This is a genomic window from Humibacillus xanthopallidus, from assembly GCF_006717145.1.
GTDB classification, from domain to species: domain Bacteria; phylum Actinomycetota; class Actinomycetes; order Actinomycetales; family Dermatophilaceae; genus Humibacillus; species Humibacillus xanthopallidus.
In genome coordinates, this window is sequence record NZ_VFQF01000001.1 from 1869906 (window position 1) to 1890698 (window position 20793).

Genomic DNA, 20793 nt, shown 5'->3' on the forward strand with positions numbered 1-20793 from the left:
GTGGGGGAACACGCCGACCCTAGCGCCGCGCTTCAGATGGAAGGGGCCCTGGGCCCGACGCGATCGTGAACGGCTGATGGCGCTCGCCCGGCCCCGTGGCGCAGCAACCCTGCCAGCTCGAACCATCCCGTCGACGGGAGGTAGGCCCGGGTCAGGGCGACGCCGATGCGAGGCAACGCGGCCTCGTCCGGGTAGAGAAGGTGGAGCGGTTCGGCGCGAGGCTGGAACTTGGCCTTGAAGCCCTGGAGGGACCGGAAGCCGTAGAGCGGCTCGAGCTGCGCGCCGAGACGGTCGAGAAAGGCCTCGACCGGACGTCTCGTGCCGTCCGCGGCGGTCCGGGCCAGGGGTGCGGCCGACAGCGAGACGACCGTGCACCCCTCCTCGCGCAGCTCGAGGCAGGTCCGGGCGATGAGCAGCTCCATGACGCCCCGGAAGCCGTCCGGACGACGGCGCATGACGTCGAGGGTCCAGCCCACGAGGCGGCCGTCACCGGAGCGGTGGATCGGCATCCACGACGTCACCCCATGCACCACCCCGTCGGCGTCGACGGCCAGGCTGACCCGCACGTGGGGGTCGAGGGCCTCCTCGACGCCTCCGAGTGTGAAGCCGAGCTCGGGCAGGCCTTTGTCCTCGACCCACTGCGTCGAGATCGTCTCGACCTGGGTGCGCCACCGCGCAGGCATCCCCGCGAGCGGGCCGAGGTGCACCTCGATGCCGCGCTTCGACGCCTGGTTGAGGGCGGTGCGCACGTACTGCCACACCCTGCCCCGGAAGTCGAGCGACACCAGATCGATGACGGCCTCCTCGGCGACCTGGAGCGAGGTCCAGCCGAGCCGGTGCGCGGCCACCCGGGTCGGCTCGGTGGCGGCGAACAGGCAGGGCACGAGCCCCTCGCGCCGAGCCTGCTTCGCGAAGGCCGCGAGCAGCTCGACCGGGTCGCCCGCACCGACCGGGTCGCCCAGGCCCAGGGCGACCCCTGCGTGCACCCGGTGGGCGAGGTAACCCCGGTCGGCGGCGCCGCCCGTGAACCACCTGTTCTCGGGCCAGGTGGTCATCCAGGCCAGCCGGCTGCTCGCGCCGTGTGCCACGAGGCACCGCACGGCCGCGTCGTGCTCGGCTGCGTCGGCCGGGCGGAGCAGGCTGCCGCGCAGCAGCCCGGAGCGCCGGCGGGACGGGACGGCGCACGCGCGGTGACCCGCCAGGAGCACGGCAAGGCCCACGAGGTCGAGGGCCGCGTTGTCGACGAGCGCAGGCCAGCACGAGTGGTCGGCCGCGAAGAGCGCGGCCGTGACGGCCACCTGTCCGCAGGTCACGGCCGCGGTGACGGCCACGGCAACCCACCAGGCGTGGCGGCTCCCCCGGTACACCGCTCGGGCCAGCACGACGAAGACGAGGCCGTGCAGCAGCGCACCGCCCGGTGGCCCGTGCACGGCGTGGACGGCCAGCACCCGCACGGTCGGCTCGGGGCCGGCGAGTGGCCCACCCACCGGGCTGAGCGACGACACGGCCGCGGCCAGGCCGCTCACGGCGAGGAACCCGCTGCTGAGGCGGCGGTGGTCGCGCCGGGTCAACGGGCGCGGACGCAGTCGAGGCAGACGCCCGAAGCAGAGCGGACCGACGCCGAGGCCGACCACGACGGCCGCGGCGTGGTCGACCTGGGCCAGCCCCCCGGCATACAGCAGCGTCAGGCCCACCCAGCCGACGAGGGCCAACCTGAGCCGCCCGCGCCAGGGCAATGCCAGCCCCGCCGTGGCAGCTGCGGCCGCACCGAAGAGGCCGGTGAGCGGTCCGAGGTCGAGGTCATTGGCGACCCCGACGGCCCAGTCCCAGCCCGTCGACGCGGCCCACGCGAGCGCGGCCGCCGCGGCCAGCACGCCAGCCAGCTGGCAGGCGACGCCGACGACCAGCGCGCGGAGCGAGCCGAGCATCCGCTCGGCGAAGCCCGCGAGCACGACGAGCGCCACCGTCACGGCGACGTGGGTCCGCAGGTCGGGAAGCAGGACGGAGCCCGACAGCAGCGTCCACCACTGCCCGGACGCGAACGCAGGCAGGCCGTAGCCCTGCTCGGCCGCGAGGGCGCGAGCGGCGTCGCTGCCCCAGAGCGCCCCCGTGGCCGCGCTGACGGCGAGGACCAGCGAGAGCAGCGCAGTGGTCAGTGGGAACCGGACGTGCGTGTGCGACGTGGTCTCCACCATGCGGGGCTGCACCGCCGTGGGCATGCCATGTGAGAGACCGGTCAGGGCCCACGTGATACGCGCCGCGCCGTCTCCAGCCGCACACGTTCGAGCAGGTGGCGCACCGTATGCCGTGTGCAGACGGCCCCGACGTGAGCGCACGGCCCCGAGCGGGGCCGTGAGCGCCGAACGGCGGGCGGCTAGCGGCGACCGACGAGCCAGAGGCGGATCTTCTCGATCCGCTCGGCGACCTGCTCCGACGAGGCGGCCGCGAGGTCGGGGCCGCCGCAGACCCGGCGCAGGTCCATGTGCACGTTGGCGTGCGGCAGTCCCTTCTGGCGCGCATAGGTCGAGACGAGCTTGTTGAGCTCTTTGCGCTGGGCGGCCAGCGCCCGGTGCGCGGCCACCGGCATCGGCGCCTCTGCGCCCTTGGGTGCCTTCTTGACCTGGCGGCTCTGCCGCTCGCGCAGCAGCGCCGAGACCTGGTCGGGCTCGAGGAGGCCCGGCAGGCCGAGGTACTCCTCCTCGTCCTCCGACCCGACCTGTGCGTGCATGCCCCACTGCTGCTTGTCGAAGAGCACGTGGTCGAAGTGGGCGTCGGACTCGAGGGCCTCGAAGGCACCTTCGTCGAGCGCCCCGCTCGCCTTCTCGGCGCGGTTCGCGTCGTCGATGAGGCTCTGCTCCTGCGCCCACAGCTCGCCGATGCCGTCGTCCTCGCGCTTGCGGTCGAGCACGTGGTCGCGCTGCTCCTCGAGGCGTGAGGCGTGGTCGAGCACGACCGGCACCGAGGGCAGGAAGACCGAGGCGGTCTCGCCGCGCTTGCGGGCCCGCACGAAGCGGCCGACCGCCTGGGCGAAGAAGAGCGGCGTCGAGGTGGACGTCGCGTAGACGCCCACGGCCAGGCGGGGGACGTCAACCCCCTCCGACACCATCCGCACGGCGACCATCCACCGCTCGTCGCTCGCGCCGAAGTCCTCGATGCGCTTGCTCGCGCCGAGGTCGTCGGAGAGGACGACGGTCGGGGCCTCGCCGGTCAGCTGACGGAGGATGGCGGCATACGCCCTCGCCTGCGTCTGGTTGGAGGCGATGACGAGGCCACCGGCGTCGGCGACGTGGCGGCGCACCTCGGTGAGCCGGCGGTCGGCGGCGGTCAGCACCGCGGGGATCCACTCCCCCTTGGGGTCGAGCGCCGTGCGCCAGGCGTGCGCGACGAAGTCGCGGGTCATCGGCTCGCCGAGGCGAGCCTCGAGCTCGTCGCCGGCCTTGGTGCGCCAGCGCATGCTGCCGCCGTAGGCCATGAAGAGCACGGGTCGCACGACGCCGTCGCGCAGCGCTTCCGCGTAGCCGTAGGTGTAGTCGCTCGCGCTGACGAGCGCGCCCTCGGCGTCGAGCTCGTAGGTGACGAACGGGATCGGGGAGGTGTCGGACCGGAAGGGCGTGCCGGTGAGCGACAGTCGCCGCTCGGCGGGATCGAACGCCTCACGTATGCCGTCGCCCCAGCTCTTCGCGTCGCCGCCGTGGTGCACCTCGTCGAGGATGACGAGCGTGCGCCGGCTCGTCGTCAGCTCGCGGTGCAGCGCCGGGCGCGACGCCACCTGGGCGTAGGTCACGGCGACGCCGTGGTAGTCCTCGCTGTGCCGGCCCACGCTGTTGCTGAACTTCGGGTCGAGGCTGATGCCGACCCGCGCCGCCGCGTCGGCCCACTGGGTCTTGAGGTGCTCGGTCGGCGCGACGACGGTGATCCGCTGCACGATGCCGGCGCTCAGCAGCTCGGTGGCGACGCGCAGGGCGTAGGTCGTCTTGCCCGCGCCGGGCGTCGCGACGGCGAGGAAGTCGCGCGGAGAGGCGGCGAGGTAGCGGTCGAGGGCTTCCTGCTGCCACGCCCTCAGCTTGCTGGCGGTGCCCCAGGCCGCCCGCTCCGGAAAGGCGGGTGAAAGGTGGAATGCAGCCCCTGAACTCATAGACCGCCCACCGTAGCCGGTCCTCCTGACCGACATGCCGAGGCCCCACCGGGTTGGCGGGGCCTCGGCCGAGATGGTATGCGGCCCAGCGGGTTTCGCTCCGCAGCCGCGGTGAGTGGCTGGCTGGGTCAGGCGCGGTAGGCAGTCCACTGCGCCTGCATGCGCGAGACCTGGCCGGCCGTGAAGGTGTTCATGCAGGTGTCGTAGGTGTAGTCCATGAAGTTCTTGATCGGGTCGAGGCCCGGGCTCGTGCACGTGTCGCGGCCGACGGGGCACTGGTAGGCGGGGCTCGCCTCGGCCGGGGTGTCGCTCACGTAGTCACCGGAGCCCGCGCAGCCGCCCTGGAAGGTGTGGTAGAGCCCGAGCCAGTGACCGACCTCGTGCGTCGCCGTGTCACCCAGGTTGTAGTTCGTCGCGGTCCCGCCCGGCAGCGACTCGTTCAGCAGGACGACGCCGTCCTGGTCGGTGATCTTCGACTTCGGGAAGGTCGCCCAGCCGAGCAGGCCCTGGCCGATGTTGGCGGCGTAGAGGTTGAGGTCGGCCTTGGTGCCCTTGTAGAGCGCCGACTTCATGCTCTTCTCGGCGCGGCTGCCGGGCGTCACGGTGAACCACGACGAGTTGTTCGTGACGTCGCTGCCCGCGAGCACGAAGCTGAAGCCCGAGCCGGAGTAGGCGGCGTTGAGCACGTCGATCTGCTTGGCGATCTGCGTCGGGCTGATCGCACCGGCGCTGCCGCTCGTGATGGTGTGGAAGTAGACCTTGATGGTGGCGCTGACGAGCGCCGCGGAGCCGGCACCCGGCTTGGCGAGCTTGCCCGACGAGTCGCGCGTCAGGCCCTTGGCAGCGAGGGCGCGGGTGAGGTCTGCCTCGCTCGCCCGGACCTCGGCCGCGGTGAGGTGGTTCGTGTCCTTGGCGCCGTGCATCGCCCGCGCGTCTGACGCGCCGACGGCGTGCGGGTCGAGGCAGGCGGCCGGCGTCGCACCGTCGGCGACGGGCGAGGCGAAGGCCGGCGCGCCGAGGCTCGCGGCCACGAGGGCCAGCGGCGCCGCGAGGGCGAGGGAGCGAAACTTCATGGGTGACCTCTTTCGTCCGATCGGTGCCGTCTGGCACGTCCTTCACGGACTCTAGGAGGCGCGACGCAGCCGTTTCGGACGAGCGCGAGTAAAGACTGCGTAAGGAATGCGGCCCGGACGGGCCGGCTCAGGAACCGCCGGAGCCGCCCTTGTCGCCATCGCCGCCGTCCTGCGGGTCACGCAGGCCGTCGTAGATCTCCTTGCAGACCGGGCAGACGGGGAACTTCTGTGGGTCGCGCCCCGGCACCCAGATCTTGCCGCAGAGCGCGACGACGGGCTCACCCGACAGGGCACTCTCGAGGATCTTCTCCTTGCGCACGTAGTGCGAGAAGCGCTCGTGGTCGCCGGGCTCCTGGAGCTCCTCACGAACCTCCTCGCGCTCGATCGTCGCCGTGCTCGTGCCGCGCAACGGCTGGGGCTCGAACGGGTCGGACTCGAACGGGTCGGGGGGCATCGTGCTCATTCGACGAGTCTAGCCGCGGGCCGAGCGGCGGGAGCGACTGCTCCTGACGGGGCGGCGAGGGCATTCGGGCGCCGGTCCGAGCCGGCGTCGAGGAGGCGGGTGCCGGCCGCGTAGGCACGCCACGACTCCGGGGCCGGGCCGGGGCGACCGCTCTGCAGGACCGCCTCGATGCCGGCCCGGGGCGCGGTGGGATCGGGCTCGAGGCCGATTCGGCGCAGCGTCTGGCGGGCGACCGCGACCGGGGAGTCGAAGACGCTGACGTCACCGAGGGCGGCGACGATGCGCTCGGCCACGAGACCGTAGTGCGTGCACCCGAGCACGAGAGCGCGCACTCCAGCGGGAGTGTGCGAGACGGCATACGCGATGCACTCGTCGACCGCGTCGACATCACCCGACTCGATCGCCTCGGCGAGCCCCAGTGCGGCGACAGGGTGGGTCTCGATGTCGGCGGCGAAGGCGTCGACGAGCCCCCGGAGGTAGTCGCTCGACGTCGTCGCCGCCGTCGACCAGACGGCGACGGGGCCGCCGGTCGCGGCTGCGGGCCGGATCGCCGGAACCGTGCCGATGACCGGGATGCCGGGCTCGAGCTCGGCGCGCAGCGCGTCGAGGCCGTGGATCGACGCGGTGTTGCAGGCGACGACCACGGCATCGGGCCGGTGGGGCAGCGTCGCGCGCGCCGACTCGAGGATGAGGCGCTCGACGTCGTCCGGCGTGCGCGGACCGTAGGGCATGTTGTCGGGGTCGAGCGACAGCACGAGACCGAGGTCGGGGCGCAGCGAGTGCAGGGCGTCTGCATAGCCGAGAAGCCCGAGACCGCTGTCCACCAAGGCAACTCGCCTCGTGGTGGCAGCGGACCGGGCTCGGCCCTGCGGGTCGGTGTCGGTCACCGGCATCAGTTCATCGTCGGGTCGTCGGGGAAGTTTGCGACGTAGGCCAGGCTGTCGCGCTGGCGCCGCAGCACGGTGCGCCAGAGGCCGTCAGGGTCGGCCGTGAAGGGGTCGCGACCCTCGGCGTCGACGACGTACCAGTCGCCGCGCAGGATCTCACCCTCGAGCTGCCCCGACTCCCAGCCGGAGTAGCCCGCGAAGATCCGCATGCCCGCGAGCTCGGCCGCGACGACCGGCGTCGGCACGTCGAGGTCGACGAGACCGAGCGAGCCGAAGAGCCGGCGGACCCCCAGCGGCTCCGGCACGTCGCCGGGCACCGTCACCAGGCCGAGCGCCGACGACGTCGAGACGGGTCCGCCCTGGAAGAGGACGTGCGGCGCGGTGACGACGCGCTGCCAGCCCGGGAGCACCGAGTCGACCTCGGCAGTCAGCGGCTTGTTGAGCACGACGCCCTGGGCGCCGGCCTCGTCATGGTGGAGCATGAGGATCACGGACCGGTGGAACACCTCACCCTCGACCGAGGGTGTCGCCACGAGAAGGCGGCCGGTGTGGAAGGTGGAGCTCACACTCCAAGCCTTCCACACCGCTCCCGCGGCCGTACGTCAGTAGCGGGCGCCGCGGCGCTCGGGCCGGTCGTCGGAGCCCCAACGGGTCACGAGGCCGTCGCTGCGGTCCCCGCGACGACCACGTCGGTCATCGCCGCCACGGCGGTTGTCGTCGCGACCCCCGGAGTGTTGAGGACGGTGACCGCCACGCGCGCCCGCGGCCTGACGCGGACCGCGCGAGCCGGCCGGCCCCCGACGGTGCGCCTGCGGACCTGCGATGAGCCGCTGGAAGTCGCTCTCGTCGATCGCCACACCCGAGGGCGTCGTCGCGCCGGTCGCCGCGATGACCGCGTCGCCGGGCGAGGCCTTGACGGGAGAGATGTCGAGACCGGCGTCCTTCAGCTGACGCTCCATCGTCTTGCGCTGGTGCGGCAGCGCCAGCGTCACGACGGTGCCCTTGTCACCGGCGCGGGCGGTGCGGCCCGAGCGGTGGAGGTAGTCCTTGTGGTCGGCCGGCGGGTCGACCTGCAGGACGACCGACACGTCGTCGACGTGGATGCCGCGCGCCGCGACGTCCGTGGCGACGAGCACCGGCAGGGTGCCGTCACGGAAGGCGCCGAGGACGCGGTTGCGCTGGCCCTGGTTGAGACCACCGTGCAGCGCCGCTGCCATGACGCCCTGCTCGCGCAGCTGGAGCGCGATGCGGTCGGCGCCGAGCTTGGTCCGGCAGAACACGACGGTGCGACCCTCACGGTTCGCGACCTCGGCCGTGATGACCTTCTTGTGCTGCGGGTCGATGAGCAGGACGTGGTGGTCCATGCCCTCGACCGAGGCGGTCGCGTCGTTCGTCGAGTGCGTCACCGGGTCGGTGAGGTACTTCGCGACGAGGTCGTCGATGCCGCGGTCGAGCGTCGCCGAGAAGAGGAGGCGCTGGCCGTCGGCCGGGATCTTGTCGAGGCTCGTCGTGATCTCGGCCATGAAGCCCATCTCGGCCATGTGGTCGGCCTCGTCGAGCACGGTGATGGCGATGTCGTCCATCTCGACCGCACCGCGCTCGAGCAGGTCGTTGAGACGGCCCGGCGTCGCGATGAGGATGTCGACGCCCTTGTTGAGGGCGTTGATCTGCGTCGTGTAGCTGAGGCCACCCGCCACGAGCTTGTGACGCAGCCCGACGACGTGCACGAGGGGCTCGAGCGCGTCGGAGATCTGCATCGCGAGCTCGCGCGTCGGCGTGAGGATCAGGGCGTGCGGCTTGCGCGGGCGACGCGGCAGGTCGGCCTCGAGCAGACGGGCGATGAGCGGCAGGCCGAAGGCGAGCGTCTTGCCCGAGCCGGTCTGGCCGCGGCCGAGCACGTCACGACCTGCGAGCGCGTCGGGGATCGTCGCGGTCTGGATCGGGAAGGGCGTCGTGATGCCCTCACGGGCGAGGCGCTCGACGACGCGCTCGGGCAGACCGAGGGCGGCGAAGCCGTTGTCGGCGGCCACGTCGACCGGGCCCTCGCTGACGTCGGCGCGGGTTGACTTGGTCCAGGTGTCGGCGTCCATGCGCTCGGCCTCGGCATCATCGAAGGTCGCGGGCGCACGGTTGGCGTCGCGGTCGAAACGGGGGCGGTCGAACGAGCGGCGCTCGTCGCGGCGCTGGTAGCCACCGGTGCCACGGTCACCGCGGTCATTCCGGTCGCTGCGCGCACCGCGGTCGTATGCCGGCCGGTCGTCGCGACGCTGGTAGCCACCCGTGCCGCGGTCAGCGCGGTCACCGCGGTCGCTGCGCGCACCGCGGTCGTATGCCGGCCGGTCGTCACGACGCTGGTAGCCGCTGGTGCCGCGGTCGTCACGGTTGTACGACGGACGGTCATCGCGACGCTGGTAGCCGCTGGTGCCCCGGTCGTCACGGTTGTAGGACGGGCGGTCATCGCGGCGCTGGTAGCCACCGGTGCCGCGGTCGTCACGGTTGTACGACGGACGGTCATCGCGGCGCTGGTAACCGCCGGTGCCGCGGTCGTCACGGTTGTACGACGGACGGTCGTCACGACGCTGGTAACCGCCGGTACCGCGGTCGTCGCGGCGCTGGTAACCGCCCGTGCCGCGGTCGTCACGGTTATACGACGGACGGTCATCACGACGCTGGTAGCCACCGGTGCCCCGGTCGTCACGGTTGTACGACGGACGGTCGTCACGACGCTGGTATCCGCCGGTGCCGCGGTCGTCACGGTTGTGGGAGGGACGGTCGGACGAGCGGTGCTCGTCGCGGGGCGCGCGCCACTCACGGCCACCGACGTGGCTGGTGCCGGCCGAGGCCGGACGCGACGGGGAGCCGCCGTGCGACGACGGGCCCTGACCGCGGTGCGGCTTCTTCGTGGCGGAGGCCTTGGCGGCCTTCTTCTCGGTGCTCCAGCGGGCCTTCTTGGGCGCGCCGGCGGATGACTTGCTGTTGGACATGCGTATTCAACTCTCTTGACTCGAGCAGACTTCGCCTCGAGCCGTGAGTGACAACCACGACCATGCAGACGAGCCTCAGGCGCATCGTGTGCGCCCCGTGTGTACCGGTTCCCGGCATCTGTGCCGTCCGGTGATCGGGTCCGCTCCGTGTCGGTGACGGGTCGCGCCCGGTGGCGCGAACTTTCCCGTGGGGTGTCACCTCGTCGGAATGAGCTTGCGCGTCGGGCAACCCCGTGGCAGCTCTTCCTTCATGATCCGAGGAGACCTCGGAGTCGGACGCCCAAAGTCTACCAGCGACGCGGCCGAGCCCTGACCACGAGCGCCGCGGCGCCGAGCGCGACCCCCGCGAGGTCGAGCACGGCGTCCCACACGTCGCCGCTCCGGCCGGGCAGCGCGTAGTGCTGCACGAGCTCGCTCAGCGGGGCGTGGACGGCGAAGATGATGACGGCTGCGCGCACCGAGCCGAGAGCCCGCCCGACGGCATACGTCGGCACGGCGAAGACGAGTAGGTGGACGACCTTGTCGGTCCAGCTCACCGGCCCCTCGACCGTGACGACGGGCCAGTAGAGCGCGAGCAGCTGCGCGACGACCGCGACCACGGCGAAGACCACCGCGCCGCGGCTCACGCGTCGCGTGCGCGTCGCGCTCTCGCTGGGGGTCGTCATGGCACCGCAGTCTAGGTAGGTTTCGAGCACGGGCCCGACGCCGGGACCGCGAGCAGGACCGCATGCAGGACCGCGAGCAGGAGGATCTGCCATGGGCAAGCGCACCGTTACCGTGACCGGCACCGGCCGGGCCGCCGTCGCCCCGGACGTCGTCCGGCTCGACCTCCGGGTCGGTCACGACGCACCGGACGTGGCCGCGGCGCTGGCGGGTGCGTCAGCGAGCATCAGCGCCGTCGGCACCGTCGTGCGGGAGCAGGGCGTCGCCGACGCCGACATCCGCACGCGCGACGCGGGGGTCAACCAGCGGTGGGACAACACCGGTGTCGCCGTCGGCTTCACGGCGCAGCAGAGCCTCGCCGTGACGGTGCGTGAGCTCGCCGCCGTCGGGCGCATCCTCGAGTCGGCGGCGGCAGCCGTCGGCAACGCCCTCCTCGTCGACCAGGTGCGCCTCGACGTCGCCGACCGCTCCGGGGGGCTGCGGGAGGCGCGCGACGCCGCCTTCGCGGACGCCAAGGCCAAGGCGGAGCAGTATGCCGTCCTCTCCGACGCGCTGCTCGGCGTGGTGCTCGGGGTGGCCGAGGCGGGCGCCGCACCCGTCGGCGGCGGGTTCAAGCTCGCGGCCATGGCCCGCGACATGGCCGGTGGCATGCCCGTCGAGGGCGGCGACCTCGAGATCGCGACGAGCGTGACCGTGACCTGGGAACTCAGGCGCCCCTGAGACGTTGGCCACGGCAAGACCTGCGCGGAATACCCCCCGTGGGCCGACCGTTGGGAGAGACATGGCTACCACTGACCTGACCGCGCAGTCCTTCGAGAAGACCGTTCTCGACAACGACATCGTGCTCGTCGACTTCTGGGCCTCCTGGTGCGGCCCGTGTCGGCAGTTCGCACCCGTCTACGACTCCGCCTCCCAGAGTGGCGACAACGAGGGCATCGTCTTCGGCAAGGTCGACACCGAGGCCGAGCAGTCGCTGGCGCAGGCCGCCAACATCACCTCGATCCCGACCCTCATGGCCTTCAAGGAGGGCGTGCTCGTCTTCGCCCAGCCCGGCGCCCTGCCCCAGTCGGCCCTGCAGGACGTGATCGAGCAGGTCAAGGCGCTCGACATGGCTCCGATCAAGGAGCAGATGGCCGCCGAGGCGGCATCGGGGCCGGCTCAGGCCTGACGACGTGCGCCTCGTCCTCAACGTCATCTGGGTGCTCTTCGGGGGCATCTGGCTCTGGCTGCTCTACCTCCTCGCCGGCGTCATCGCCTGCGTGACGATCATCGGCATCCCCTTCGGGCTCGCCGCCTTCCGCATCGGGTGGTACGCGCTGTGGCCCTTCGGTCGCACGGTCGTCGACCACCCGGCGGCGGGTGTCGGCTCGACCGTCGGCAACGTCGTCTGGGTCATCGTCTTCGGCTGGTGGCTGGCCCTCGGTCACATCACGACCGCCGTCGCCCAGGCCCTGACGATCGTCGGCATCCCGCTCGCGCTCGGCAACCTCAAGCTCGTGCCGGTGTCGCTCTTCCCGCTCGGCAAGCGGATCGTGCCGGTCCACGGCACCAGCTACTCCGCCTACGGCCCTGACGTCATCGGCCCCGGCCGCGCGACGTCGTCGGAGAACCTCGACCTGCGCTGACCACCCGCACCAATCGAAAGAGCAGTTCGTTGCCGTCGAGCACGCCCGCACGGGCCGCTCGGAGTGGCGACGAACTGCTCTTTCGATTGAGGGGGGCCCTCGACCTCGATCGAGGGGGGCGCCGTCGAAGAGACAGGTGACAGCGTGACGTGGCCACCATCGAGTGGTGGAGGTGGCGGGAACTTCCCCAGAATGCCTTTGACCAGCCATTTTGCGGCTGACCACGACCCTGTGTCAGCAATGTGACAGAATCCTCAGCGGTGTTCGCTGCACCCCATCGCCCTGACTGCGGCCCTTGTCCGACTGCAAGGACCGCTTCGGCACAACGCCATCCGGCTCGCGGCCACGAGGCCCGCCATCTCGGCGGCGTTCGGGCCGGCCGTCGGAGTCACCTCGATCGGCATGTCGGCCAACGGCTGGGGCTGGGCCAGGCCCGTTGCCCCCCCACGCTCATCGCGACGGTCGGCTTCGGCGTCGAGCGGCGACGGGTTCACCCTGTCGGACCTCGTGTCCTACAACGTGAAGCAGGTAGCTCACACTCATGCTGGCCATCTCCTCCTGAATCGGCACCCTCTTGGACGGCGCCCGCCATATGTAGGGAAGGTCGGGGCTCGGAACTGATATCAGGCCGATGCGGTGCCCGGTTGCGTCGGGTGCGGTCAGCAGAGCCACGGCCCGCATCCACGATGGCGCTGCCCTGCGCGCGTGTCTGTGCCCCAAGCGACAGGGACATGTTCGGCGCGCGCCGGCCCGTCGCCCGGCCGCGAGCGTCATGCCCAGGGACGCTGCGATCACGACTTCGTGATGAGTCCCCAACGCAGCGACAACGATTCGTTGACGATCTCGACACGCGGCACGTGTTTGGTCTTGTCCAGATGCCAGTGACGGGAGTCAAAATGGCCACCCACCGAGCGATCGAGTCGGCCTGTCAAGGCGTGGTCGAGTTGTTGCGGAACAACTACGACCCCGCGGCGTTCAACCGCGACCTCGAGTTCAGAGTGCTTGCCGCCTCGGCTTTCCAGCGGGGCCTGACTGCGGGGGTGTCGCTCTTCGTGTACCGGGTGATGGTCGGTGACACGCCCCGGACGCCACCGGGACGCCACGTCGACTCGGGCGTTCGGCTGCAGCCCCAGCTGCCGGTCGACGTGCACTTCATCCTCACTGCGTGGGCGCCGGACGCCTCGCTCCAGCAGGGCATCGTCGGCTGGATGATGCGGACGATGGACGACCATCGGGTCCTGCCTCCTGGCCTTCTGAACCGGTTGTCCCCGGGCGTCTTTCGTGACGACGAGACCGTCGAGGTGCTCGATGGGGAGCTCGTGAGCGAGGACCTGTTCCGGCTCTGGGAGCTCCTGGGCACGGTCACGTACCAGATCTCGGTCCCCTACGTGGCGCGGAACATCCGGATCGAGTCCGACTTCGAGACGGTCAGCGCCGCCCCGGTGCGCGACCGGATCGTCGACTACGAGGGGGTGGCGCGTTGACGATCGTCGAGACCGTGCAGGTCCGTACGCCGTTGGCCGTGGCCTTCCATGACCTCGTGTCCGACGCGCCCATCACCGACGGCCTGCTGGTCTCGGCTCGCAGGGCCGGTCGCGGACGGTTCCGGCCGGGCCGCCCGACGCCCAGCGGCGCCCATGTCCTGAGCGGGCTCCCCTTCCTGCGCGACGTCGAGGTACCCGTCGTCGCGCCGGGAGCGATCATCGAGGACAACGAGGACCCGAGCGGACCCGCGTACCACGTTGACGTGCTCGTACAGGACACCATGGGCCGGTTCCTGCCCACCGTCATCGCACTCCGTGCCCCGCTCGACCACGTCGCCACCGCGGCGGACGCTCTCTCTGCATGCAGCTCGTTGGCCTGGAGCCTGCCGAGCGACACCCCGATGTTCCTGATGTCGGCGCCGACTCGCGCGCTGGCCCGCACCACGGCGGTCGTGCGCGCGAGCCTGCGTGACAAGGCGACCGACAACGAGGCCGGCCACGCCGTCGTCGTCGTGGAGGCATCCGCGGGACGCGCCATCGGCGTCGCCGACGCCAGAGGCAACGTCGTCGTCGCGTTTCCCTACCCGCTGTTCGCCATGCCCGGCACGCCGGGCTCGGTCCCGGCCGGGACCCACGGCATACCGACGCGCGACCAGACCTGGCGGGTCACGGTCACCGTGCGCTGGCAGCCCGCGTCGCTCGAGTTCACTGCGGGCCTCGACGTGCCGTTCGCGCACTCGGTGTTCTGCCAACACACGGCGTCGATCGTCGGAGACGACGGGGCACCGGGGGTGCCGGCAATCGACCGGACGCTGCGGTACGGCGAGGACCTGACCCTCACCACCGACGGCGTCGACCCCACGCGCACCTCGTATCTGTTCGTGGAGCAGGCACCATGACCCGCCAGCGACCGACCATCGCGTCCGCGAGGCCGGAAACCGTCCGTACCACGTAGGAGGAGGAGCGGATGCCCGAGTACCTTGCGCCGGGGGTGTACGTCGAGGAGACGACATTCCGGCAGAAGAGCATCGAGGGGGTGAGCACGAGCACCGCCGGGTTCGTGGGGCCGACGCGGTTCGGTCCCACGCAGGGTGAGCCGGAGCTCCTGACGAGCTTCCTGGACTTCGAGCGCATCTACGGCGGTATCGACCAGCTCGACTTCGGCGAGGGCCTGCAGCACAACGACCTGGCACACGCCGTACGCGGGTTCTTCGAGAACGGCGGGCGCCGGCTCTACGTGGCCCGTGCGTACGAGGCGACGGCGCAGCCGTCGGAGGAGCCTGACGCGACCGTCGCGCAGCTCTTCCCGGACCACGCGACGTTCGTCATCGACGCGCCGACCTCGCCGGCGATACAGGTGGTGCTCAGGGCCCGCTATCCCGGCGCTGCAGGCAACGTCATCGTGACGATCGACTCCAAGACCGGCCCGAGCATCCTGGTCGCCCAGGACGGCGGGCCCCCGAAACTCTCTGGTGCGCAACGGTGGGACACCGTACTGCTGAGCAGCACGGACAGCACGCCGGACGACCCGCAGCTGTGTGTCGTCGACTACGACTTCGACGCGGCGTCCCAGCAAGAGGTTCAGGTCCTGCGCGCCGGCAGCACCACGACACAGCTGGCAGATCTGGACCCGGCGACCAACGAGGTGCGGGTGGTCACCCTCACCGTGACGCTGAGCCCGCTCGGCCGCTTCATGGACGAGCTCGTCTGGGAAGGGCTGAACCCGGACCCGCGCCACCGGGTCAACCCGCTGCTGCGGACCTTCGCCGCCCAGCCGGCCGCCCGCGCGACAGCGCTGTTCGTGCCGCTGGTCATCCAGGCGGACGACGCCGTTGACGGAGTCGAGCTGCTGGAACAGGTACTCAGCGGCCTCGTCGCCGGGTCCATGCCTGTCACGGTGGCGGACCTGCTCGACGAAGCCCTGCGACAGCCCGGCCAACGGGTCGCACGCATGCGATGCCGGCTGACCGGCGGCAAGGACGGGTCACGCCCCGGCACCGCGTCCTACGAAGGGGACGAGTCGGCGACCGGAGACAAGTCCGGGCTGCTCGCCTTCGAGGGCCTCGAGGACATCAGCATCGTCGCCGCCCCTGGCTCCAGCCGCGGCGGCCTCAACGGTAACGAGCTGCAGAGCAAGTCGGTCGTCGGGCTGCTGGTCTCGCACGCCGAGCGGATGAGGTACCGGATCGCGGTTCTCGACTCACCCGACACCGCGCTCGCCAGCCAGATTCGCAGCTACCGGGCACAGTTCGACTCGAAGTATGCGGCGCTGTACTACCCGTGGGTCAAGATCGCCGACCCGGTCACCGATACCGAGATCGCGGTGCCCCCTTCGGGCTTCATGGCCGGAATCTACGCACGCAACGACATCGAGCGCGGTGTGCACAAGGCGCCGGCCAACGAAGTCGTCCGTCTGGCGATCGACTTCGAGCTGCCCGTCAACAAGGGGCAGCAGGACGTCCTCAACCCCGAGGGCGTCAACTGCCTGCGCTTCTTCGAGGGCGGCGGCTTCCGGGTCTGGGGCGCCCGCACCATATCGTCGGACCCCGAATGGAAGTACCTCAACCTGAGGAGATACTTCGCCTTCATCGAGCGGTCGATCGAGAAAGGGACCCAGTGGGCCGTGTTCGAGCCGAACGGCTCGGCCCTGTGGAGCAATGTGCGGCGCACGATCGAGGACTTCCTGTTCTCGGAGTTCAAGTCCGGCCACCTGCTGGGTGACACGGTCGACGAGGCGTACTTCGTCAAGTGCGACCGCACGACGATGACGCAGAACGACCTCGACAATGGCCGGCTGATCTGCCTGGTCGGCATATCGCCGCTCCGCCCGGCCGAGTACGTCATCTTCCGCATCGGTCAGAAGACCCTCGACTTCAAGGGATAAGGGGACGTCATGCCATTTCGTGAGCGGCCGTACTCCGCGTTCAACTTCCTCGTCAACTTCGGGCCGGACAAGCAGGACCCCAAGGCCGGGTTCCAAGAAGTCACCGGCCTCGGAGGAGAGGTCGTGGTCCAGGAGTACCGGGCGGGCAACAAGAAAGGGAATGCGCCGGACAAGATCACCGGTACGTACAAGGTGCCGGACGTGACACTCAAGCGCGGTGTGATGGGCGACGACGCGCTGTACAGCTGGTTCGACGAGGTCCGCAAGGGCAAGCAGCTCGAGGCGCTGCGCACGGTAACCATCGAACTGCTGAGCGAAGACGGGGAGACGGTCCAGCTCTGGAACCTCAAGGGCGCGCGGCCGATCAAGTACACCGGTCCGGCGCTGAGCGGCAAGGCGACCGACGTCGCGATAGCCGAGCTGGTCCTGGCCTGCGAAGACATCGTGGAGGAGACCACGTGACCTCCACGGCCTCACTACCCACCCTGCCCCGCGTCGGCTTCGAGACGGTGCCGCGGCCGGTCGACGACACGCTGCCGCGCATGGACGTCGCGGGCTTCGTCGGGTTCGCTGCCAGCGGGCCGATCGACCTCCCGGTCCTGGTCGAGGACGCCGTCGCCCTGCGCGACGTCTTCGGCCCAGACCCCGAGCTGGCCCGAACCGACGACGGGACGCGAGTGCGTGCCCACCTTGCCCGAGCCGTCGAGGCGTTCTTCGCCAACGGCGGGAAGCGGGCGTGGGTCGTCCGGGTGGCGGCGAGGCCTGATATCGCACGCGGCCGCCGCGGTGCGATGACCAGCCGGTTCATGGTGCCGGGCTTGCTGGTGCCACCGCAGTCGGGGGTGCGCGTCGACGAGTGGCGGCTCGCGACGCTGCGCTCGCGATCGCCGGGGAGCTGGTCCGACCGGCTGACAGCGTCGGCGACGCTCGAGGTGACCACCTGTGTCGCCCAAGACGTGAGTGCCGGGGACGGCCGGGTGGGTGCAGTCGTGGACCACGCCGTCGACGTCGTGACCGGCGACCTGGTCCGGATCACGCTCGCCGATGACGTGTTCCTCCTCGGTGCGGTCGTCGGTGTCTCGGTCGGGCCGGCCGGTCGCCTCCTGACACTGGACCCGCGGGCGACGCGGCTCACCCAAGCCGCGGCCCTGGACGGTGCCGCCACGGCGTACCGCCTGGGTGAGAGCAGTCCTCACCAGCTGTCCGGCTTCGCCACCGCCAACGTGGACGGTGCGCCCTACGTCGTGGTCGACGACGCCGAGCCGCTCGACCCCGGCGACGTGGTCATCGCCGGGGCACCGGCCGACTCCGTGGTGGTGGCCTTGCTGGGCGATGTGGCCCCGGAGCTCTCGACGACCGGCCACCGCTATCTGCGAGTGGAGCTGGCTACTCGTGTCCGGGGCGACCTTCCGGCGAGCTGGCCCACGCTCCGTGACCCGGCGACGGCCCTCGTCCTCGAGGTCCAGCGGGTGCGCCTCACCGTCCGCGACGGCGATGCGGTCGTCGCGGCACTCACGGGGCTCGGGCTCGGCGCCGCACACCCGAGAGCCCTCTGCGCACTACCGGACGACGACCGCGTTTTCGGCGCGCTGCTGGGTCCCAGGGCTGCCGCCGAGGACCTCAGCGCCGACCCCGCGTCGCGCGTGCTGACGTCCTTCGAGCGCGAGTGCCTGTCCCCGCGCTTCCCACTGGGTGGGACCCTCGCCACGGTCCTGCTCCCACTCGGGCTCTCGCAGGACCCGTTTCGGTCGAGTCCCGGCAGCCGCGTGCCCACCGGCGAGCCGGCCCCGTCGAGAGACGGCCTCGACACCTACGCTGCGGATCTGTTCGTCGACCGGGACCTGGCCGCGCTCGGCGTCGACACGTTGCTGCCCGCCGCATGGGACCTGGCCTATCTGCGTCAGGCGCCGAGGCGGCTGCACGGCCTGCACGCCTTGGCGACGCTCGACGAAATCAGCCTGGTGGCAGTGCCCGATGCGGTGCACACCGGATGGGAGCACCGTGAGATCGCAGCCCCACCAGCGTTGAGCGCGCCGGAGCTGGTCGTCGAGGATGTCGTGGACGACCTCGTCGATGGTGGGGTGCGGCTCCGATGGTCCTCGGTGCCGACGGCCACGGGCTACGAGCTCGAGACCGACCTCGCGGAGACGTTTCCCGCGCCGGTGTCGGTCACGATGTCCGGCACGACCGCCACCGCGGCGCCGTTGACCGCCTGCACGAGCGTCCAGTTGAGCCGGGTCCGAGCGATCCGCCACGACGAGCAAGGACCGTGGTCGAACGTCGTCGCCGCGTTCGCTCCCGCAGCGACGTTCGCCCCTTGCCTGCTGCCCACCGTCACCGCGGAACCCGAACCGCCCCGGCCCGCCGATCCGCCGACGTCGGCCTGGCGAGCGCGTACCTCGGCAGAGGCAGAGCCGTGGTCGACCCTCCTTGCGGTGCAGTCGGCCGTGCTGCGCTGGTGTGCTGCGCGCGGCGACGTTCTCGCGGCGCTGGCCCTGCCGGGTTCGTTCACCGCCGACGACGCCGCACGCCATGTCGCACGGCTGCGGGGCGCGCGCGCCGCGTTCGACGACGTCGGACAGCCGGCCGAGCTCGACGTGCTCGACGGCATCGTTCCGGCCCTGACCCAGGACGAGATGTTCGTCCTGGGGTACGGCGCGGCATACCACCCGTGGCTGGTCAGCGGCCGACCCGGGAGCGACCTGGGCGCCGTCCCTCCCGAGGGCGCCGTGCTCGGCACGTATGCCGCCGGCGCACTCGGCGCCGGAGCGTGGATCGCGCCGGCGCGGCGCCAGTTCCTGGGTGCGCTAGCGCTGCGGCCGGACATCGGGGACGACGGGCTCCGCGCTCTGGCGGGCGCGCAGGTCAACCCCGTCGCGCAGGACCCGTCCGGTTTCATGGCCTTGACCGCGACCACGCTGTCCGACGTCGCGGCGCTGTGGCCCGTCAACGTCCGCCGCCTCATCGCACTGCTTCGTCGCCTGTCTGTTCGTGAGGGGGCCCGGACGGTCTTCGAGCAGCACGACCGCGAGCTGCAACAGCTGGTGCGCATGCGGTTCGAGCGGATCCTCGAGGGCGTGTACCTGCGCGGTGGCCTGGCGGGAGCGACCCCGGACGAGGCCTTCGATGTGTCGACCGGCGCGGCCGTGAACAGCGAGGCCACCATGGCTCAGGGCCGGTTCGTGGTCGAGGTCCGGATCGCACCCTCGAGGCCGCTGGAGTTCCTGACGGTTCGGCTGGTGCTCCAGGGCACGAACAGCGGAGGGAGCCGGCTGTGATCCACCAGACGTTCAACTTCCTGGTCCGCATCGATACGGGCGAGGGCGGGGTGCTGTGTGAGGCCGCGTTCGCCGAGTGCGCCGGCCTGGAGATGTCCGCCGCCCCCAAGACGATCCGAGAGGGCGGCAACAACGTCGGGCCGGTCCACCTCGCCGGCCCCGTGTCCTACGGGACGCTCGCCCTCAAGCGCGGCATGAGCGAGCGGTTCGACCTCTGGTCCTGGTTCGACTCGGTGCATCGGGACGGTGGCCGGCACCGCCGGGCGGACTGCCAGGTGGAGGTCCGGACCCCGGACGGCACCGGCACGGCATACACCCTCAAGCTCGTCCGGTGCCTGCCGGTCAAGCTCAAGGCACCCGATCTGCACGCGAAGGACGGCGGCCTGGCGATCGAGGAGCTCGAGATCGCCTACGAGGGACTGCGGCTGATCCCCCCGGCAGGAGGTGAGTCCGGTGGCTGACCAGGCCACTCTGGCCAAGGCCAGGCTCGTCGAGATCGAGCTGTCCGACAAGGAAGCCGACTCGCGCGAGACCAATCCCGACGCGACGGTCAAGGTGCAGTTCAACCCCGAGACCCTGAAGATCGTCTACTCCAACACGATGCAAGGTGGCGACCAGTCGGGTGGCGGTGCCATCCAGTTCGTCAGCAGGAGCACTACCAAGCTCAGCGTGGAACTGTGGTTCGACGCTGCCCTGGACGGCGTCCAGGACGTCAGAAGGAGGACCAGGATGGTGGCTCACTTCATCACCCCGGTGCGCAAGGGCCGGGGCATGGCGCCGCCGGCCGTCCGCTTCACCTGGGGGTCCTTCCTGTTCGAAGGCGTGATGGACTCCATGGACGAGTCCCTCGAACTGTTCAGCGCCGACGGCCGACCCTTGCGCGCGAAGGTGACGATCGGGATCACGAGCCAGCGCATCCAGTTCCACGAGCCACCCGCCCCGTCGTCCGGCGGAAGCCTTCCCGGAACCACGCCGCGGCAGCAGGCACGAGGAGGTGAAAGCCTCCAGCAGATGATGGGTCGCGACTCGGGTCGTGGCACTGGGGCTCCGGGCTGGCAGGCCGTCGCCACCGCCAACGGGATCGAGAACCCGCGCCGACTGCCGGCCGGGACCTTCGTCGACCTCTCCCCCTCGACGGGGGTGCGCCAATGAGCGTCATCATCAACGAGCTCGAGGTGCTCGTCGCGCCCGAGCAGGCGCCCCAGGGGCCGGGCCCGCGCGAGCCGGCGTCGCAGGAACCAGCTCCCACGGCGTTCGAGCTGCGCGCCCTGCTCCGCCACATCGCCGACCGCGCCGAGCGGGTGAGGGCGGACTGAC

General features: G+C 71.2%; 19 protein-coding genes. 11 read left to right on the top strand and 8 right to left on the bottom strand.

The window, feature by feature from the left end:
- Positions 1-32 precede the first annotated feature (32 nt).
- The 8 genes from FHX52_RS08325 to FHX52_RS08360 form a co-directional block, all read right to left on the bottom strand.
- Positions 33-2195: a bifunctional lysylphosphatidylglycerol flippase/synthetase MprF gene (locus tag FHX52_RS08325; RefSeq protein WP_141821460.1), complete on the bottom strand. Its 2163-nt coding sequence runs from the start codon at positions 2193-2195 to the stop codon at positions 33-35.
- 179 nt (positions 2196-2374) lie between these two features.
- The gene (locus tag FHX52_RS08330) at positions 2375-4135 is read right to left on the bottom strand and encodes a DEAD/DEAH box helicase (RefSeq protein WP_141821461.1); all 1761 of its coding nucleotides are present in this window, start codon (positions 4133-4135) and stop codon (positions 2375-2377) included.
- A gap of 128 nt (positions 4136-4263) precedes the next feature.
- Positions 4264-5208 carry a zinc metalloprotease gene (locus FHX52_RS08335; RefSeq protein ID WP_141821462.1) on the bottom strand — a complete coding sequence of 315 codons (945 nt, stop codon included), beginning with the start codon at positions 5206-5208 and terminating at the stop codon, positions 4264-4266.
- Between the two features lie 127 nt (positions 5209-5335).
- The gene (locus FHX52_RS08340) at positions 5336-5671 is read right to left on the bottom strand and encodes a DUF3039 domain-containing protein (protein ID WP_141821463.1); all 336 of its coding nucleotides are present in this window, start codon (positions 5669-5671) and stop codon (positions 5336-5338) included.
- Positions 5668-6564 carry a glutamate racemase gene (locus tag FHX52_RS08345; RefSeq protein WP_141821464.1) on the bottom strand — a complete coding sequence of 299 codons (897 nt, stop codon included), beginning with the start codon at positions 6562-6564 and terminating at the stop codon, positions 5668-5670. Before FHX52_RS08345 ends, FHX52_RS08340 begins: the two co-directional genes overlap by 4 nt.
- Positions 6564-7124, bottom strand: coding sequence for a YqgE/AlgH family protein (locus tag FHX52_RS08350; protein WP_141821465.1), 561 nt, complete (start codon positions 7122-7124; stop codon positions 6564-6566). The genes FHX52_RS08345 and FHX52_RS08350 overlap by 1 nt, the downstream gene beginning before the upstream one ends.
- Before the next feature lie 36 nt (positions 7125-7160).
- Positions 7161-9542, bottom strand: coding sequence for a DEAD/DEAH box helicase (locus FHX52_RS08355; protein ID WP_141821466.1), 2382 nt, complete (start codon positions 9540-9542; stop codon positions 7161-7163).
- A gap of 287 nt (positions 9543-9829) precedes the next feature.
- A complete protein-coding gene (locus FHX52_RS08360; RefSeq protein ID WP_246069682.1) occupies positions 9830-10207 on the bottom strand; it encodes a VanZ family protein in 378 nt (125 codons plus the stop codon).
- Between the two features lie 91 nt (positions 10208-10298).
- Between FHX52_RS08360 and FHX52_RS08365 the strand changes: the two genes are divergently transcribed.
- The 11 genes from FHX52_RS08365 to FHX52_RS23795 all read left to right on the top strand — a co-directional run bounded on the left by FHX52_RS08365 (position 10299) and on the right by FHX52_RS23795 (position 20792).
- The gene (locus tag FHX52_RS08365) at positions 10299-10925 is read left to right on the top strand and encodes an SIMPL domain-containing protein (protein WP_141821467.1); all 627 of its coding nucleotides are present in this window, start codon (positions 10299-10301) and stop codon (positions 10923-10925) included.
- Between the two features lie 61 nt (positions 10926-10986).
- Positions 10987-11373, top strand: a complete 387-nt coding sequence (trxA, locus tag FHX52_RS08370) for a thioredoxin (protein ID WP_141821468.1) — start codon at positions 10987-10989, stop codon at positions 11371-11373.
- Between the two features lie 4 nt (positions 11374-11377).
- Entirely contained in the window at positions 11378-11830 is a 453-nt protein-coding gene (locus FHX52_RS08375; protein ID WP_141821469.1) for a YccF domain-containing protein, read from the top strand.
- 896 nt (positions 11831-12726) lie between these two features.
- Positions 12727-13314 carry a Pvc16 family protein gene (locus FHX52_RS08380; protein ID WP_185747127.1) on the top strand — a complete coding sequence of 196 codons (588 nt, stop codon included), beginning with the start codon at positions 12727-12729 and terminating at the stop codon, positions 13312-13314.
- Positions 13311-14213, top strand: coding sequence for a hypothetical protein (locus FHX52_RS08385; protein ID WP_141821471.1), 903 nt, complete (start codon positions 13311-13313; stop codon positions 14211-14213). Before FHX52_RS08380 ends, FHX52_RS08385 begins: the two co-directional genes overlap by 4 nt.
- Positions 14214-14281: 68 nt before the next feature.
- Positions 14282-16198 carry a phage tail sheath subtilisin-like domain-containing protein gene (locus tag FHX52_RS08390; protein ID WP_141821472.1) on the top strand — a complete coding sequence of 639 codons (1917 nt, stop codon included), beginning with the start codon at positions 14282-14284 and terminating at the stop codon, positions 16196-16198.
- A gap of 9 nt (positions 16199-16207) precedes the next feature.
- Positions 16208-16660: a phage tail protein gene (locus FHX52_RS08395; RefSeq protein WP_141821473.1), complete on the top strand. Its 453-nt coding sequence runs from the start codon at positions 16208-16210 to the stop codon at positions 16658-16660.
- A complete protein-coding gene (locus tag FHX52_RS08400) occupies positions 16657-19476 on the top strand; it encodes a hypothetical protein (protein WP_141821474.1) in 2820 nt (939 codons plus the stop codon). Before FHX52_RS08395 ends, FHX52_RS08400 begins: the two co-directional genes overlap by 4 nt.
- Positions 19473-19937: a phage tail protein gene (locus FHX52_RS08405; RefSeq protein WP_141821475.1), complete on the top strand. Its 465-nt coding sequence runs from the start codon at positions 19473-19475 to the stop codon at positions 19935-19937. Before FHX52_RS08400 ends, FHX52_RS08405 begins: the two co-directional genes overlap by 4 nt.
- On the top strand, positions 19930-20628 hold the full coding sequence (locus FHX52_RS08410; RefSeq protein WP_141821476.1) for a CIS tube protein: 699 nt from the start codon (positions 19930-19932) through the stop codon (positions 20626-20628). The genes FHX52_RS08405 and FHX52_RS08410 overlap by 8 nt, the downstream gene beginning before the upstream one ends.
- Positions 20625-20792 carry a hypothetical protein gene (locus tag FHX52_RS23795; RefSeq protein ID WP_185747128.1) on the top strand — a complete coding sequence of 56 codons (168 nt, stop codon included), beginning with the start codon at positions 20625-20627 and terminating at the stop codon, positions 20790-20792. The genes FHX52_RS08410 and FHX52_RS23795 overlap by 4 nt, the downstream gene beginning before the upstream one ends.
- Position 20793: the final 1 nt, after the last annotated feature.

Coding starts and splice junctions, on each gene's coding strand:
- FHX52_RS08325 (WP_141821460.1), bottom strand. CDS start 2,195: ATGGTGGAGACCACGTCGCACACGCACGTCCGGTTCCCACTGACCACT.
- FHX52_RS08330 (WP_141821461.1), bottom strand. CDS start 4,135: ATGAGTTCAGGGGCTGCATTCCACCTTTCACCCGCCTTTCCGGAGCGG.
- FHX52_RS08335 (WP_141821462.1), bottom strand. CDS start 5,208: ATGAAGTTTCGCTCCCTCGCCCTCGCGGCGCCGCTGGCCCTCGTGGCC.
- FHX52_RS08340 (WP_141821463.1), bottom strand. CDS start 5,671: ATGAGCACGATGCCCCCCGACCCGTTCGAGTCCGACCCGTTCGAGCCC.
- FHX52_RS08345 (WP_141821464.1), bottom strand. CDS start 6,564: ATGCCGGTGACCGACACCGACCCGCAGGGCCGAGCCCGGTCCGCTGCC.
- FHX52_RS08355 (WP_141821466.1), bottom strand. CDS start 9,542: ATGTCCAACAGCAAGTCATCCGCCGGCGCGCCCAAGAAGGCCCGCTGG.
- FHX52_RS08360 (WP_246069682.1), bottom strand. CDS start 10,207: ATGACGACCCCCAGCGAGAGCGCGACGCGCACGCGACGCGTGAGCCGC.
- FHX52_RS08365 (WP_141821467.1), top strand. CDS start 10,299: ATGGGCAAGCGCACCGTTACCGTGACCGGCACCGGCCGGGCCGCCGTC.
- trxA (WP_141821468.1), top strand. CDS start 10,987: ATGGCTACCACTGACCTGACCGCGCAGTCCTTCGAGAAGACCGTTCTC.
- FHX52_RS08380 (WP_185747127.1), top strand. CDS start 12,727: ATGGCCACCCACCGAGCGATCGAGTCGGCCTGTCAAGGCGTGGTCGAG.
- FHX52_RS08390 (WP_141821472.1), top strand. CDS start 14,282: ATGCCCGAGTACCTTGCGCCGGGGGTGTACGTCGAGGAGACGACATTC.
- FHX52_RS08395 (WP_141821473.1), top strand. CDS start 16,208: ATGCCATTTCGTGAGCGGCCGTACTCCGCGTTCAACTTCCTCGTCAAC.
- FHX52_RS23795 (WP_185747128.1), top strand. CDS start 20,625: ATGAGCGTCATCATCAACGAGCTCGAGGTGCTCGTCGCGCCCGAGCAG.